Origin of the sequence: Brevundimonas sp. S1H14 (genome assembly GCF_047716865.1) — a bacterium.
Taxonomy (GTDB): Bacteria; Pseudomonadota; Alphaproteobacteria; order Caulobacterales; family Caulobacteraceae; genus Brevundimonas; species Brevundimonas naejangsanensis.
On record NZ_CP136679.1, the window covers coordinates 2,155,213 to 2,168,954 of the forward strand.

At 66.6% G+C, this 13,742-nt stretch carries 18 protein-coding genes and 1 other RNA gene; 11 read left to right on the forward strand and 8 right to left on the reverse strand.

Going from position 1 to position 13,742, the window contains the following annotated elements; genetic code table 11:
- Window positions 1-16 precede the first annotated feature (16 nt).
- The gene (locus RSD66_RS10555) at window positions 17-1,087 is read right to left on the reverse strand and encodes an Mrp/NBP35 family ATP-binding protein (protein WP_415287666.1); all 1,071 of its coding nucleotides are present in this window, start codon (window positions 1,085-1,087) and stop codon (window positions 17-19) included.
- An 87-nt stretch (window positions 1,088-1,174) separates the two neighbouring features.
- On the opposite strand from RSD66_RS10555, the gene miaA reads away from it, so the two are divergent.
- The 4 genes from miaA (at window position 1,175) to RSD66_RS10575 (ending at window position 3,615) form a co-directional block, all read left to right on the forward strand.
- Window positions 1,175-2,056, forward strand: a complete 882-nt coding sequence (gene miaA, locus RSD66_RS10560) for a tRNA (adenosine(37)-N6)-dimethylallyltransferase MiaA (protein ID WP_415287668.1) — start codon at window positions 1,175-1,177, stop codon at window positions 2,054-2,056.
- 13 nt (window positions 2,057-2,069) lie between these two features.
- Window positions 2,070-2,437, forward strand: a transfer-messenger RNA (tmRNA) gene (ssrA, locus tag RSD66_RS10565).
- 99 nt (window positions 2,438-2,536) lie between these two features.
- Window positions 2,537-3,034: an SspB family protein gene (locus tag RSD66_RS10570; RefSeq protein WP_415287669.1), complete on the forward strand. Its 498-nt coding sequence runs from the start codon at window positions 2,537-2,539 to the stop codon at window positions 3,032-3,034.
- A gap of 80 nt (window positions 3,035-3,114) precedes the next feature.
- Window positions 3,115-3,615: a hypothetical protein gene (locus RSD66_RS10575; RefSeq protein ID WP_415287670.1), complete on the forward strand. Its 501-nt coding sequence runs from the start codon at window positions 3,115-3,117 to the stop codon at window positions 3,613-3,615.
- 54 nt (window positions 3,616-3,669) lie between these two features.
- Here the strand turns inward: RSD66_RS10575 and RSD66_RS10580 are convergent, their stop codons facing one another.
- Complete coding sequence (locus RSD66_RS10580; RefSeq protein WP_024354096.1) at window positions 3,670-4,020, reverse strand: RusA family crossover junction endodeoxyribonuclease; 351 nt, start codon at window positions 4,018-4,020, stop codon at window positions 3,670-3,672.
- A 105-nt stretch (window positions 4,021-4,125) separates the two neighbouring features.
- On the opposite strand from RSD66_RS10580, the gene fumC reads away from it, so the two are divergent.
- The gene (fumC, locus tag RSD66_RS10585; RefSeq protein ID WP_415287672.1) at window positions 4,126-5,517 is read left to right on the forward strand and encodes a class II fumarate hydratase; all 1,392 of its coding nucleotides are present in this window, start codon (window positions 4,126-4,128) and stop codon (window positions 5,515-5,517) included.
- 63 nt (window positions 5,518-5,580) lie between these two features.
- On the opposite strand, the gene RSD66_RS10590 is transcribed toward fumC, so the two are convergent.
- Both RSD66_RS10590 and RSD66_RS10595 read right to left on the reverse strand, forming a co-directional pair.
- On the reverse strand, window positions 5,581-5,976 hold the full coding sequence (locus RSD66_RS10590; protein ID WP_303683724.1) for a YccF domain-containing protein: 396 nt from the start codon (window positions 5,974-5,976) through the stop codon (window positions 5,581-5,583).
- A 110-nt stretch (window positions 5,977-6,086) separates the two neighbouring features.
- On the reverse strand, window positions 6,087-6,320 hold the full coding sequence (locus RSD66_RS10595) for a DUF2171 domain-containing protein (RefSeq protein ID WP_003167222.1): 234 nt from the start codon (window positions 6,318-6,320) through the stop codon (window positions 6,087-6,089).
- A 123-nt stretch (window positions 6,321-6,443) separates the two neighbouring features.
- Here RSD66_RS10595 and RSD66_RS10600 point away from each other — a divergent pair, with 123 nt between their 5' ends.
- Window positions 6,444-6,629, forward strand: a complete 186-nt coding sequence (locus tag RSD66_RS10600) for a DUF4169 family protein (protein WP_415287674.1) — start codon at window positions 6,444-6,446, stop codon at window positions 6,627-6,629.
- On the opposite strand, the gene RSD66_RS10605 is transcribed toward RSD66_RS10600, so the two are convergent.
- Window positions 6,626-7,570, reverse strand: coding sequence for a DMT family transporter (locus RSD66_RS10605; RefSeq protein ID WP_415287675.1), 945 nt, complete (start codon window positions 7,568-7,570; stop codon window positions 6,626-6,628). The two genes, RSD66_RS10600 and RSD66_RS10605, sit on opposite strands and share 4 nt — an antisense overlap.
- Window positions 7,571-7,699: 129 nt before the next feature.
- On the opposite strand from RSD66_RS10605, the gene RSD66_RS10610 reads away from it, so the two are divergent.
- Genes RSD66_RS10610 through RSD66_RS10620 form a run of 3 tightly spaced genes read left to right on the forward strand, consistent with a single transcriptional unit; the run spans window position 7,700 to window position 9,087 of the window.
- Window positions 7,700-8,116 (forward strand): YbaY family lipoprotein, encoded by a 417-nt coding sequence (locus RSD66_RS10610; protein ID WP_415287677.1) that lies wholly within the window; start codon window positions 7,700-7,702, stop codon window positions 8,114-8,116.
- A gap of 3 nt (window positions 8,117-8,119) precedes the next feature.
- Window positions 8,120-8,359 (forward strand): ribbon-helix-helix domain-containing protein, encoded by a 240-nt coding sequence (locus RSD66_RS10615; protein ID WP_024354090.1) that lies wholly within the window; start codon window positions 8,120-8,122, stop codon window positions 8,357-8,359.
- Window positions 8,356-9,087: an SIMPL domain-containing protein gene (locus RSD66_RS10620; protein ID WP_415287679.1), complete on the forward strand. Its 732-nt coding sequence runs from the start codon at window positions 8,356-8,358 to the stop codon at window positions 9,085-9,087. The genes RSD66_RS10615 and RSD66_RS10620 overlap by 4 nt, the downstream gene beginning before the upstream one ends.
- 16 nt (window positions 9,088-9,103) lie before the next feature.
- On the opposite strand, the gene RSD66_RS10625 is transcribed toward RSD66_RS10620, so the two are convergent.
- Genes RSD66_RS10625 through RSD66_RS10635 form a run of 3 tightly spaced genes read right to left on the reverse strand, consistent with a single transcriptional unit; the run spans window position 9,104 to window position 9,950 of the window.
- Window positions 9,104-9,445: a DUF488 domain-containing protein gene (locus RSD66_RS10625; RefSeq protein ID WP_415287680.1), complete on the reverse strand. Its 342-nt coding sequence runs from the start codon at window positions 9,443-9,445 to the stop codon at window positions 9,104-9,106.
- 10 nt (window positions 9,446-9,455) lie between these two features.
- Entirely contained in the window at window positions 9,456-9,761 is a 306-nt protein-coding gene (locus tag RSD66_RS10630; RefSeq protein ID WP_415287681.1) for a hypothetical protein, read from the reverse strand.
- Window positions 9,762-9,764: 3 nt separating this feature from the next.
- Window positions 9,765-9,950: a hypothetical protein gene (locus tag RSD66_RS10635; protein ID WP_119412266.1), complete on the reverse strand. Its 186-nt coding sequence runs from the start codon at window positions 9,948-9,950 to the stop codon at window positions 9,765-9,767.
- Between the two features lie 172 nt (window positions 9,951-10,122).
- Between RSD66_RS10635 and RSD66_RS10640 the strand changes: the two genes are divergently transcribed.
- Together RSD66_RS10640 and RSD66_RS10645 are read left to right on the forward strand one after the other, a co-directional pair.
- A complete protein-coding gene (locus RSD66_RS10640) occupies window positions 10,123-12,459 on the forward strand; it encodes an ATP-dependent helicase (protein ID WP_415287682.1) in 2,337 nt (778 codons plus the stop codon).
- The gene (locus tag RSD66_RS10645; RefSeq protein WP_415287684.1) at window positions 12,456-13,703 is read left to right on the forward strand and encodes an O-antigen ligase family protein; all 1,248 of its coding nucleotides are present in this window, start codon (window positions 12,456-12,458) and stop codon (window positions 13,701-13,703) included. The genes RSD66_RS10640 and RSD66_RS10645 overlap by 4 nt, the downstream gene beginning before the upstream one ends.
- The last annotated feature ends 39 nt before the right edge of the window (window positions 13,704-13,742 follow it).

Consider the following 13,742-nt stretch of genomic DNA (forward strand, 5'->3'; position numbering starts at 1 on the left):
CTAAAGACCCAGCGACCTAAAAACCCAAGGACTGGGCGACCTTCGCGGCGATCTGCCTGAAACGCTCGGACGCCGGATGCTGCGGGTCAACGGCGACCAATGGCCGCCCCGCGTCGCCCGCCCGCCGCAGCGCCCCGTCCAGCGGCAGATCGCCCAGATAGGGCGCGCCCAGACGCGCGGCCTCGGCTTCGGCGCCGCCGGTTCCGAACACCTCGCCGCTCATGTTCTCGACCAAGCCTAGCGTGGGGACGCCGACCTTGTCGAACAGGGTGTGCGCCCGGCGCGCGTCGGCCAGGGCCACCTCCTGCGGCGTCGAGACGATGACCGCCCCGTCCAGCGGCGTCTTCTGGATCAGGGTCAGTTGCACGTCGCCGGTGCCGGGCGGCAGGTCGATGACCAGAACATCCAGCGGCTGCTCTTCCGTTCCCCAGCGCGTCTGGGTCAGCATCTGATTGATGGCCTGCGACGCCATCGGCCCGCGCCAGATCATGGCGTCCTCGGCCTTGGTCAGCAGGCCGACCGACATGGCCTTCAGCCCATGCGCCACGTGCGGAACCATCGCCCCGTCCTCATAGGCGGGCTGGCCCGAGATCCCCAACATGGTCGGCAGCGACGGGCCATAGACATCCGCATCCAGCACCCCGACCGACAAACCACGAGCCGCCAAGGCCGCCGCCAGATTGACCGAGACCGTCGACTTGCCGACCCCGCCCTTGCCGCTCGCCACGGCCAGAACGCGCTTCACATGGGCCGGGCGCTCGGTCGGCACCGGCGCCTTGGGGCGCCCCTGATCTGTCGCCGCCTTCGACAGTCCGGCCGTACGGCGCGCCGGCGCGGCGGTCACGGCCTCGGCGGTCAGGACGACCGACACCCGCTCCATGCCCGGCATAGCCTTCAGCGCCGCCTCGGCCGCATCGCGCACCGGGGCGTAAAGCGCCGTCTCCCTGGCGGGAACTTCCATGACGAAGCCCGCACGCCCGTCGATCACCACCAGTCCCTGCACCAGCCCGGCGGTCGCCAGCCCCTGCCCCGACCTGGGGTCGGTCACGGCGTCGAGGACAGCGAGGACGGCGGCGCGGTCAGTCACGATGAAGACTCCTTCAAGACCCGACGGACTTGCCGGGCCAGTGACAGGCGTTCTATCGCCCTAAGCGTCCGTTCGCGAGTTGATCCTTTGTCCCAACCCCTCATCACACTGATCGCCGGCCCCACCGCTTCGGGCAAGTCGCGGCTGGCGATGCAGCGCGCGCGCGAAACGGGCGCCGTCATCATCAACGCCGACAGCCAGCAGCTTTACGCCGACCTACGCGTGCTCAGCGCCCGACCGCCGGTCGAGGACGAGGCCGAGATTCTGCACCGCCTCTACGGCGTCGCCGACGCCGCCGATGCCTGGTCCGTCGGGCGCTGGAGTCGGGCGGTGATGGCCCTGCTGGCCGAACTGGCCGCCGAGGGCCGCCCGGCCCTGCTGGTCGGAGGGACGGGCCTCTACTTCAACGCCCTGACCAAGGGGCTGGCCGAAATCCCGCCTGTCCAGGCCGACATCCGCGACGCTGTTCAGGCCGAGTTCGACGCCGAGGGCGAGGCCGCCTTCCGCCGCCGCCTGGCCGAGGTCGACCCCGTCGCCGAGGCCGCCATCTTCCCCGCAGACCGCCAGCGGCTGGTCCGCGCCTTCAGCGTGCATCGCGCCAGCGGCCGCGCGCTCAGCGACTGGAAAGCCGACACCCGCCCCCTGCTGGCGCCCGATAGCTATGACGCCCTTGTCGTGGAGCCAGAACGCGATCGTCTCTACGTCTCATGCGACGTGCGTGTGGATGCCATGATGGCCCACGGCGCTCTGGACGAGGTGCGCGCCCTTGTCGCCCGCGACCTGACCCCTGACCTACCCGCCATGAAGGCCGTCGGCGTGCGCGAACTCGCGGCCCATCTGGCGGGCGAACTGTCGCTGGACGACGCCGTCGCGGCCGTGAAGCAAGCCACCCGCAACTACGCCAAGCGTCAGTTAACCTGGTTCCGCAACCAGCAGCGAGACTGGCCCCGCTTCGCTGGTTTCGCCTGATCTTCTGCGCCAGCCTCTTGGAAGCCGAGGCCGCCCATACTATATTGATCCTGCTCGGGTTCGCCCGGGCTATGGCGATAAACGCGCCTGTAATAAGCGGACCGGACCCGGGTGCGAATCCCGGCGGCTCCACCAACTTCTTCCCCGCGTTATCGGCGGAGGCAGCATGGGGCCGACTAGCATCGACGGACGTGTAAAGAGGATTGCTTTCGCTCGTCCTGGCCCACCGTATCGGGCCTTTATCTAACTGCGAACGATAACTTCGCTGGAGAAGTCCGCCTCGCCGCGTAATGCGGTTCGGTTGATTTCGAACTTAAACTCCTAGGGGTTCAGATCCTTAGGCGGGGCCCGGGGGGCGCCTGGCAACAGAAGCCCCCCACTCTTCTGAAATCGAAATTCCTCGCCCGGCGGCGACTCTGCGTCTTCCGTCGCCTGCGCTTGGCGGGTAACAGTCACGCGTTCCCCTGTTTTGAGGCGCTGATGACGGATCAAACTCCCCCTGTCGACGAGATGCACTATGAGCAACTCGCCCAGGACGCCCTGCGCGGCGTGATCCGCCTGGCGCTGGAGCGGGCGGCCATGCCCGAGGGCATCCCCGGCGCCCACCACTTCTACATCACCTTCAAGACCCGCGCGGCGGGCGTTAGCGTCCCGCCCGACGTCCTGGCCAAATATCCGGACGAGATGACGGTGGTGCTGCAGCACCAGTACTGGGATCTGGCGGTCGAGCCTGACCTGTTCTCGGTGATGCTGAAGTTCGGCGGCGCGCCCAAGGTGCTGACCGTGCCCTACAGCGCCGTGGTCCGTTTCTACGATCCCAGCGTGCAGTTCCTGCTGCAGTTCGACGAGCCGGAAATCATCGAGGCCGAGATCGCGCCCCTGTCGCCGCCCGCACGTGACCCGGACGCCGTGGCCCCGCCGCCGTCCGACGACGACGGCCCCAAGGTCGTTTCCCTGGACCAATTCCGCAAAAAATAACGTCGCCGCGTTCGAGGGCGCGCAACCTTTGTCGGCAGGCAAGCATTGCCGTGACCTCCCCCATGCAAGCGAGGTCATTGATGCGCCTGTCTCTCATCTCCGTCGCCGCCGCGGCCCTGACGCTGGCCGCCTGCAACCAGCCGGAAACGACGCCGCCCGCCGAGACGCCCGCCGCCCCGATTGAAATCGCTCCCGCCCCGACCGACGCCGCCCCCACGGCGACAGCGGACTGGAGCGCTCTGAACGCTCAGGTCGGCCAATATCCGAACGAAACCAAACTGCTCGAAGACAGCCCGATCACGGCTGACCTGAAGGCGCTGCTGGGCGCCAAGTTCGACGTTCTGGCGACCAATATGCAGACCCAGGCCCCGCTCCAGAAAGACGGCGCCGTCCTGTTCACCTCGGGCAACAAGCAGCATGAGGGCGGCGTCAACGCGGCCTATCTGCTGATCGTCCCGGCGACCAGGGCGCTGGAAGTCGGCCTGTGGGAAGGCGGCAAGCTGACCACCTACAAGACGCCCGGCTCGAATTTGGCCAAGCCCAAGGACGTGCAGACGATGATCTCCAACGCAGCGGGCTGATGCGCCGCTGCTGATCACCGAATACTGGAATAGGGGTCGCGCCCGGCGCGGCCCCTATTTTCGTGGGAAGACCCTTATGCTGATCCGCTCGCGCTCGCCTTCGCGACGCTCGACCAGCAGGCGGGCGACCTGGCTATCGTCGTGGAACAGATAGCCCTTGATGGCGTCCAGCAGGGCCTTGGCCAGGTTGTCCAGATCCATCCACGGCGGATCGCCGACGTGTTCCATCACGATCTCGACGACGTAATCTCCCCAGGAGGGGCGTGACGCCCACTCCTTGCGCATGAACTCATAGACCAGAGGCTTATAGTATTTGGCCTGGGTGGTCAGGCCGTCGATGGTGATTTCGACCGCCTCGCCCTGCTCGCGCGCTCTGACCTTTCCGGTTCCGATCCAGCCGTCCACGCGCCGTCCGCCTTTCGTGATCAGCGGCTCGCCTTGCTCCGCCGCGCCTGCGTGCTACACCGCCCGGCATCTTCCCGCCACGCCTGAGAGACGAGTCCCGCGCACATGAGCAAAGTTCGTATCGAAACCGACACCTTCGGCCCCATCGAAGTCGCCGCCGACCGCTATTGGGGCGCGCAAGCCCAGCGTTCGCTCGGCAATTTCAAGATCGGCTGGGAAAAGATGCCTCTGCCGATCGTGCGCGCGCTCGGCGTCGTCAAGCGCGCCGCCGCCGAGACCAACCGCGACCTGGGCAAGCTGGACGCCAAACTGGCAGACGCCATCATCGCCGCCGCCAATGAAGTGATCGAGGGCAAGTTGAACGACCACTTCCCGCTGGTCGTCTGGCAGACGGGCTCGGGCACCCAGTCGAACATGAACGCCAATGAGGTGATTTCGAACCGCGCCATCGAGATGCTGGGCGGCGAGATGGGCTCCAAGAAGCCGGTCCACCCCAACGACCACGTCAACATGAGCCAGTCGTCCAACGACACCTATCCGACGGCCATGCACGTCGCCTGCGCCGAGCAGGTGGTCAACGACCTGATCCCCGCCCTGAAGCACCTGCACGCCGCGCTGGACGCCAAGGCCAAGGCCTGGGCCCACATCATCAAGATTGGCCGCACCCATACCCAGGACGCCACGCCTCTGACGCTGGGTCAGGAGTTCGGCGGCTATGCTCACCAGGTCGCCATGGGCATCGAGCGCATTGAACTGACCCTGCCGCGCCTGATGGAGCTGGCGCAGGGCGGCACCGCCGTCGGCACTGGCCTGAACGCGCCCGTGGGCTTTGCGGAGAAGGTCGCCGAGAACATCGGCAAGATCACCGGCCTGCCCTTCACCACGGCGCCGAACAAGTTCGAGGCCCTGGCCGCCCACGACGCCATGGTCTTCACCCACGGCGCGATCAACACCGTCGCCGCCTCGCTGTTCAAGATCGCCAACGACATCCGCTTCCTGGGCTCGGGCCCGCGCGCCGGTCTGGGCGAGCTGTCGCTGCCGGAAAACGAGCCGGGCTCGTCCATCATGCCGGGCAAGGTCAACCCGACCCAGAGCGAAGCCCTGACCCAGGTCTGCGCCCAGGTGTTCGGCAACAACGCCGCCCTGTCGTTCGCCGGTTCGCAAGGCCACTTCGAGCTGAACGTCTACAACCCGGTGATGGCCTACAACTTCCTGCAGTCGGTGCGTCTGGTCGCCGATGCAGCGATCAGCTTCACCGACAACTGCGTCGTCGGCATCGAGCCGCGCGAGGACAACATCAAGCACGGCCTTGAAAACAGCCTGATGCTGGTCACCGCCCTGAACGCCAAGCTGGGCTATGACACCTGCGCCAAGATCGCCAAGACGGCGCACAAGAACGGCACCACCCTGCGCCAGGAAGCCGTCGGCGGCGGCTATCTGACCGACGCCGAGTTCGACGAATACGTCCGCCCTGAAAAGATGATCGCGCCGCAGTAAGCCGCGCTCATCGCCAGATATGAAGACGCCGGCCGGGTTCGCCCCGGCCGGCGTTTTTCATGTTCAGCCCTTGTCGCGGATGGTCCGCCCGACCGGCGCCAGCGACAGCCGCGCCAGCTCGACATTCTTCAACGCGAAGGGAATGCCGATCAGGCTGACGAACTGCGGCACGGCGATCAGGATATGCGCCAGGGCGATGTACCAGCCCGCCAGCACCAGCCAGATCACGTTCAGCCCCACGCCCAGACAGCCTGCGCCCAGATCGGCCGGGTTCGGATCGCGCCAGACGATCTCGCGCCCGAACGGCCAGAAGGAATAGCTGGCGATCCGCCACGCCGAGAACGCCCACGGCAGGCCGACCACCGTCAGCGCCAGCAGCAGTCCGCCGAACAGCCAGGCCAGGCCCGAGGCGAAACCGCCCAGGAATAACCACAGCAGGTTCAGGATCAGTCGGATCAAATCAATCGCCCCTTCGCGTTGCTCTCCCCTTCATATGGCGAAAGGCCCCGCTGATTACAGCGGGGCCTCTGATGAAATCGCGGTAAGGCGACGCCAGAGCGAAATCCAGTCTAGTGCTTCTCGGTCCAGCGCGCCTTGGCCTCGTCCTTGCTCAGGTTGAGATGGACATGCTCGTCGACACGGGACACCCAGCTGACCGGGATCATATGGTGTTTCAGACCCGAACCCAGATCCAGTTTGGCGAGCTCGATCTGATCGCCCTTTACGTGATCCACCCGACCGACGTGGCCGCCGTCGGAACCGACGACTTCCTGATGTTCCTTGATCATCGAGGCGTTTATCATGGTCTACTCCAATGGCTGTGAGGACCGTAAGACAACGGGCCTGCCCGCCATGGGTTCACCGCCAAGCCTGTTGTGGGAGTTCACAATGTCGATGGTCCATCCCCCGATGCCGGAGCGCGCCTGATGGGCGAGATCGTCAATCTGAACCGGGCGCGCAAGGCTCGCGCCAAGGCTGACGCCAAACGCACGGCCGAGGCCAATCGCCTGACCTTCGGCCGCACCAAGGCCGAGCGCCTGACCACGCGGGCGGAACGCGAACGCGACGCCGCCCAGTTGGACGGCCACAAGCGGGACAAGCCCGACGCCTAGGCCGCCGATCGTTTCGGCGCGCGGATCAGGAACAACTGCCCCGCCAGCACCAGGGCCAGACCGACCAGAGCCAGAACGCCGAAGCGTGCCCCCTCGAACATGACCGACACCAGCATCGCGATCGGCGGCGTCAGGGCCGAGATGTAGCTGGCCAGCGCATAGCCCCTCGCTCTGGCGATGGTGAAGTACAGGCCGAAGGCGATCACCGAGCCGAACACCGCCAGATACAGCAGGGAAACGACATAGGCCGGGCTCCAGGCGACCGACCAGGATACGCCGGTGATCAAGGCGTACAGCGCCAGCGTCCCCGTGCCGTAGGCCATCGCCCATGCGGTCGACGGCAGCACCTGCGAGCCCGCCTGCTGGCCGCGCCAGGCGAACCAGTTGCCGAAGGCCGAGGCGACGACGGCGATGACGGCGAAGCTGACGCCCGCCACGGCGTGAACGCCCAGCCCCGCGCCCATGACCTCGCCCGCAGACAGAACCCCGACTCCCGCCACGCCCAGCCCCGCCCCCAGCCAGGCGGCAGGCGCCGCCTTCTGGCCCGAGGCGACGCGGAACAGGATCAGGTTCAGGAAGGCCAGGGCGGCGAAGATCACCGCCACCACCGCCGAGGCGATCTTCTCCTCCGAGGCGTAGACGAAGGCGTAGCTGATGGCGAAGGAGAACAGCCCCTGCCCCAGCGCCGCCAGATGCTGAGCGCGCGTCAGGGCCAGCCGCCCGCCCGTCGCCTTGACGATCAAGGCCAGCAGAGCCGAAGCGATGCCGAAGCGCAGCACCACCGACACCACTGGATCGACCGCCCCAAGCTGGAAGGTGATGGCGTACCAGGTCGTCCCCCAGATCAGGGCGCAGACCCCCACCCCGCCGAAGGCCAGCATGGCGGGCGAACGGGCAATCGACGATCCGCCTTCCGGCGATGGAGCTTCAGACTGAGACACGCGGCGGACTCGACAGGACCAAACGAGAAATCGCGATAGCACCGCTTCAGCCTCACGTCTCTCGACCTTTGCAGCCATATGTGAGGCTCATGCGTTCTGCTAAGCTGCCCCTTCACAACGGAGACGCTGATGCGCTCTTTCCTCGCCCCGCTCGTCATGATTCCGGCCCTGATGACGGCCGCCTGCGCCACCCTGCCGGAGGCCTCCCAGGACATGACCGACGTCAGCGTCAGCGCGACCTATCGTGAACGCATCATGCTGCCGCCGGGCCATACCCTCACGGTCAGGATCGAGGACGTCAGTCGTGCGGATGCTCCGTCGCTCGTGATCGCCGAAGCGCGCCAGCCGCTGGATGGCCGCGCTCCGCCCTACGCCGTCACCCTGTCGGTGCCGAACGACAGGATCGACAGCCGCATGGAATACGCCGCACGCGCGGAAATTCGTGATGCATCGGGCGCCCTGCGCTTCACGACGGACACGCGCCATTCGGTGCTGACCCGCGGCGCGCCGAACAGCGCCGACATCGTCATGGTGGGCGTGCGCTAAGCCTTGAGCGGTCTGATCAAGCGATCCGTGCTGCTGTCAGGCCACGCCACCTCGGTGGCGCTGGAACCTGAATTCTGGGCCGTTCTGGACGCCATCGGGACGGAGCTTTCGCTTAGCCGCGCCGGCCTGATGATCCGCATCGACGCCTGGCGAGGCCGTCGTCCGCTGGCGTCTTCCTGTCGCCTTCTGGCCCTCCAGTGGGCCGGAGGGGACCGCAGCTTTGCAGAGGAAAAAACCTCATGAACGACAACCGCATCGACACCGCTCGCCTGATCCCGGCCGCTGTCTTCGGCGGACTGGTGGCTGTCGGCCTGATCGGCGGCGGCGCCTTGATCGGACAGGGCGTGATCAACGCCCGCGCGGGCGACCGCTCCGTCACCGTGCGCGGCCTTGCGGAAAAGGACGTGAAGGCCGACCTGGCCGTCCTGCCCATCCGCTTCACCACCTCGGGCGACGTCCTGTCAGAGGTTCAAAGCCGCATCGACGGCGACCTGGCCATCGTGCGCCAGTTCCTGAAGGCGCAGGGCTATCCTGACGACGCCGTGGATCTGGGCCAGTTGGGCGTCGCCGACACCCGATCGCGCGAATATATGAGCCAGACCGGCGGGCCGCGCTTCATCCTGACCCAGACCGTCATCGTGCGCACCACGGACGTGGACCGGGTCCAGACCACCACGCGCAATCTGAACGATCTGGTGCGTCAGGGCGTGGTGCTGCAGGACTTCAACGGCCCGTCCTATATCTTCACCAAGCTGAACGACGTGCGTCCCGCCATGATCGCCGAGGCCACCGCCGCCGCCCGCAGCGGCGCCGAACAGTTCGCCAAGGATTCCGGCGCGCCTCTCGGCCCCATCAAGACAGCGGGGCAAGGCTCGTTCGAAATCCTGTCGCGCGACGGCACGGGCGACGAGGCCAGCACGCCGAACAAGAAGGTGCGCGTCGTCACGACGATCAGCTATCGGCTGAAATAGGCGCGTCTCCGCCCGTTCAGACCTGGGCTAGATAATCCGCCAACACCACGGCGTCGTTGTGCGCTTCATCTTTCGCGCCATAGACGAGCGTCGCCGGACCATCGGCGAGCGCGGCTCTCAACTCGGACACGGCGTCGCCATTGGCCTTGAGCTCCGCGCGATAGCGCCGCTGAAACTCCTCCCATTTCTCCGGGTCATGGCCGAACCATTTCCGCAGTTCGGTGCTGGGCGCGATTTCCTTCAGCCACAAATCGACGCTGGCCTTATCCTTGCTCAGCCCGCGCGGCCACAGACGGTCGACCAGAATGCGCGTCCCATCCGTCTTCGCGGGAGCCTCATAGACGCGTTTCAGGACCACCTTCACAGCGTCAGGCCTTGGGTTCAGGCGCGGCCACCTGGGGCGGCTCGCTCGGCCGGGGCAGTTCCGGCGGCGCCGGGCGGTCCGGAACCTCGGGAAGGCGCGGCGTCGGCACGGTGATGTCGACGTTCAGGTCCGGCGTTTCCGGCACAGGCGCCCGTCCTCCGGCGAAGACCAACCAGGCGATGACAACTACAGCGACCAGAAGCCCGCCGACAAGGAAAGCCAGGCCCGTCCCGCCGCCTTTTCGCGCCGGAGCGTTATTGATCGTCGTCTGATGCACGACCCGTTCGGGCGGAATATCGGGATCAGTCATGGCTCACTCACCGCCCGGCGCAGCCGGGGCCGAGACCTCAGGCAACTTGACCTCGACATCGACCTTTTTGGCGTCCGGCGCGCCGCCTCGTCCCAACAGGAACCAGGCCAGGATCGCCACCACCACGACCAGACCCCCCACGATGAAGGCCAGACCGGCGTTGCCGCCGCCGCTTGAGTTTTCCGCCATCAGGCATCCCTTCCCTCTGTAGTCCCCGTCAGTTGGGAAAACGACGCTCTGGCTGCACGGTTCCTTTCGCTGAGGCCGCGAAGGGGACTGACTTTGGCCGCTGTGCTGCTTATGTTCTCCCCTTCAGATTCCGACGGGGCGACGCCCCAGACGCTGCCGAGTACCCGCCCCTGTGACCGACCTGCCCGCTCCCCGCATTTCCGACCTCGCCCGCGCCCAGAGTCCTGAAGGCGCGGCGTCCGACTATCTGGCGGGCCTGAACCCCGAACAGCGCGAGGCGGTGGAGACGACCGAGGGGCCGGTGCTGGTGCTGGCGGGCGCCGGGACGGGCAAGACGCGCGTCCTGACCACGCGACTGGCGCACATTCTGGCGACCGGCCGGGCCAAACCGTGGGAACTGCTGGTCGTCACCTTCACCAACAAGGCCGCGCGCGAGATGCGCGAGCGGATCGGTCATCTGATCGGCCCGTCGTCCGAGGGGCTGCGCTGGCTGGGCACCTTCCACTCGGTCGCGGCGCAGATTCTGCGTCGCCATGCGGAACTGGTCGGGCTGAAGTCCAGCTTCACCATCCTGGACACCGACGATCAGGAACGGCTGCTGAAACAGCTTCTGGAAGCCGCCAACATCGACACCAAGCGGTTCACGCCCAAGTCGCTGGCCCATATGATCGACCACTGGAAGAACCGCGGCTGGACGCCCGACAAGCTGCCGCCGGGCGAGGATTTCGCCAACGGCAAGGGTCCGGCCCTCTACGCCGCCTATCAGGCGCGGCTGGCGACGCTGAACGCCTGCGACTTCGGCGATCTGCTGCTGCACAACATCACCATCATGTCAAAACATGCTGATCTGGCAGAAGAATATCGCCGCCGGTTTCGCTACATCCTGGTGGACGAATATCAGGACACCAACGTCGCCCAGTATCTGTGGCTGCGGCTGCTGACGTCCTCGACCGGCAATGTCTGCTGCGTCGGCGACGACGATCAGTCGATCTATGGCTGGCGCGGGGCTGAGGTGGACAACATCCTGCGGTTCGAGCGCGACTTCCCCGGCGCCAAGGTCATCCGGCTGGAGCGCAACTATCGCTCGACCAAGCACATTCTGGGCGCGGCCTCGGCCCTGATCGCGGCCAATCAGGACCGGCTGGGCAAGACCCTGTGGACCGAGGACGACAGCGGCGACAAGGTCCGCGTGCGCGGCGTCTGGGACGGCGAGGCGGAGGCCCGCCTGATCGCCGATGAGATCGAAACCGCACGCAAGCAAGGCATGAATTACAAGGACATGGCCGTTCTTGTTCGCGCGTCATTCCAGATGCGGGCGTTTGAAGAACGCTTCCTGATGCTGGCCATTCCCTATGTCGTCATCGGCGGGCCGCGCTTCTTCGAGCGGGCGGAAATCCGCGACGCCCACGCTTACTTGCGCCTGATCCAGTCAGAGGACGACGACCTAGCCTTTGAGCGCATCGTCAACGTCCCCAAGCGCGGCATCGGCGACACCAGCGTCCAGAAGATCCTGCACATCGCGCGTGAGAACGGCGTCTCGGCCATGCGGGCGGTGCGTCACCTGATCACGACGGATGAACTGCAAGCCCGCACCCGCACGCCGCTGGCCAACTTCGTGCGCGATCTGGACCGCTGGCGCGACCTGATGGCGATGGGCACGCCGCACTGGCAGGTGACGGAGACCCTGCTGGACGAGAGCGGCTATACCGCCATGCAGAAGGCCGACCGCACCAGCGGCCAGACCCGGTTGGACAATCTGAAGGAACTGACCCAGTCGATGCAGTCGTTCGAGACGCTGCAGGCCTATCTGGAGCACGTCTCACTGGTCATGGATCTGGAGCGTCGCGACGAAAACGCCGATGGCTCCGGATCGGTGCAGATCATGACGCTGCACGGCGCCAAGGGGCTGGAGTTCCCGCTGGTCTTCCTGCCGGGCTGGGAAGAAGGCGTCTTCCCCAGCCAGCGCAGCATCGACGAGAAGGGCGTGAAGGGCTTGGAGGAGGAACGCCGCCTGGCCTACGTCGGCGTCACCCGCGCCAAGCAGGATGCGCGCATCAGCTTCGCCGCCAACCGCATGGTCTATGGCCGCTGGACCTCGCAGCTGCCCAGCCGCTTCGTCGATGAACTGCCGATCGCCCACGTCGAGCCGCAGTCGGACACCGGCTATTACGGCGCCTCGACCGGCATGAAGGAGGCCAAGAGCCGCTGGGACGACGCCCCTTCCTTCGGCGGCAGCTATTCCAGCCCCGGCTGGAAACGCGCCCAGACCTATACCGCGAACCAGACGCCCAAGCCCGCCTACGCCCGCCGCGCCGTGATCGAGGGCGAAGGCCGCCTGATCGCCACGGCCGATCCCAAGGCGGCGTCCGGCTGGTCCCGCGGCGATCGCGTTTTCCACCAGAAGTTCGGCTATGGTCAGGTCCGCGCGGTGGAGGGCAACAAGCTGGTCGTGAGCTTCGATAAGGCGGGCGAGAAGAAGGTCATCGACACCTTCGTGGAGAAGGCGTGACAGGGGCCCTCGCCCATTCACGTCACGATCCCGATGCGCCCACCCTGTGGGAGCAGGCGGCAGCCGGGCTGATCCTGGCCCTGTTGTCCGGCGCCCTGCTGGGCCCGATCTTCTCGCCCCACCAGGAAGAGACGCCGGTGCTGCGGCTGATCTGGCCGCCGATCTATCTGGTGATCCTGGGGTTGGCCGCATTTCGCGCGCGGCGCATGGCGGCGGCCTGGCCCGCCTTCATTCCCCTGCTGCTGATGACGGTTCTGGCGTTGGCGTCCAGCCTGTGGTCCCAGGTGCCTGAGGTGACCGAGCGACGCGTGCTGGCCCTGGTCCTGACCGGGGTGTTCGCCGTCTATCTCGGCGCGGTCTTTCGCGGGATCGCCCTGCCCCGGATGCTGACCGCCGCCTTTCTGGTCCTGGGCGTCGGCAGTCTGATCTCCGTCTTCGCCTTTCCCGGCTTCGGCGTGCACGCCGACGTCAACGCCGGGATGTGGCGCGGCCTGTGGTATGAAAAGAACCAGTTGGGCATGGTCATGGCCGTGGGCCTGATCTCGGCCGCCGCCCTGCTGGCCGCTCAGGAGCAGAAGGCCGATCGGAACCTGGCGCTGATCGCGCTGGGCGTCTGCGCCCTGGCTTTGTTGGGATCGCAATCCAAGACCGCCCTCATCATGGCCATGCTGGGCGCCGGGCTGGTGGTCCTGTGTCTGGCGATCCGGCGGATGGGGCCGGTGTTCGGCGTCATCGCCGTCTGGTGTCTGGGCGTCGCCCTGTTCGGCGGCCTGTGGATCTGGAGCGAGTTCTCGGTCGAGATTCTGGCCCTGTTCGGCAAGGATCCCAGCCTTACGGGCCGGACCGAAATTTGGGACGCCATCGGCCGGATGACCGAGCGCAAACCCTGGCTTGGCTATGGCTACAGCGCCTTCTGGCTACCGCACGCCGAGCCGATGGAATGGATCCGCCATGAGACGGGCTGGCGCGTGCCGTCCGCTCACCAGGGCTGGCTGGACCTGCGCGCCGAACTGGGCTGGACGGGCGTCGGCCTGGTCGGCGCCGTCGTCGCCGTGACCTCGGCCGCCGTCCTGATCCGCCTGCCCGGCCTGGGGCGGCAGGAGGGCTACTGGAGCCTGGCCTATCTGGCCGCCTTCCTTCTGCTCAGCCTGTCGGAGAGCGTGCTGATGCGGCACCAGGACCTGCCCTGGACCCTGTTCGTGGCCCTGATGACCCGCAACCTGATCGTCAACAGGGATGAATGAGGCGACGCTTGCCCCCGCTCTCTGCGAAGCCTACCAGAC

Bases quoted from the DNA above. Each gene is read 5' to 3' on its own strand.
- RSD66_RS10635 (WP_119412266.1), bottom strand. From the start codon at position 9,950: ATGGCGGAAAACTCAAGCGGCGGCGGCAACGCCGGTCTGGCCTTCATC.
- RSD66_RS10620 (WP_415287679.1), top strand. From the start codon at position 8,356: ATGAACGACAACCGCATCGACACCGCTCGCCTGATCCCGGCCGCTGTC.
- RSD66_RS10595 (WP_003167222.1), bottom strand. From the start codon at position 6,320: ATGATAAACGCCTCGATGATCAAGGAACATCAGGAAGTCGTCGGTTCC.
- RSD66_RS10610 (WP_415287677.1), top strand. From the start codon at position 7,700: ATGCGCTCTTTCCTCGCCCCGCTCGTCATGATTCCGGCCCTGATGACG.
- fumC (WP_415287672.1), top strand. From the start codon at position 4,126: ATGAGCAAAGTTCGTATCGAAACCGACACCTTCGGCCCCATCGAAGTC.
- RSD66_RS10570 (WP_415287669.1), top strand. From the start codon at position 2,537: ATGACGGATCAAACTCCCCCTGTCGACGAGATGCACTATGAGCAACTC.
- RSD66_RS10600 (WP_415287674.1), top strand. From the start codon at position 6,444: ATGGGCGAGATCGTCAATCTGAACCGGGCGCGCAAGGCTCGCGCCAAG.
- RSD66_RS10630 (WP_415287681.1), bottom strand. From the start codon at position 9,761: ATGACTGATCCCGATATTCCGCCCGAACGGGTCGTGCATCAGACGACG.
- RSD66_RS10575 (WP_415287670.1), top strand. From the start codon at position 3,115: ATGCGCCTGTCTCTCATCTCCGTCGCCGCCGCGGCCCTGACGCTGGCC.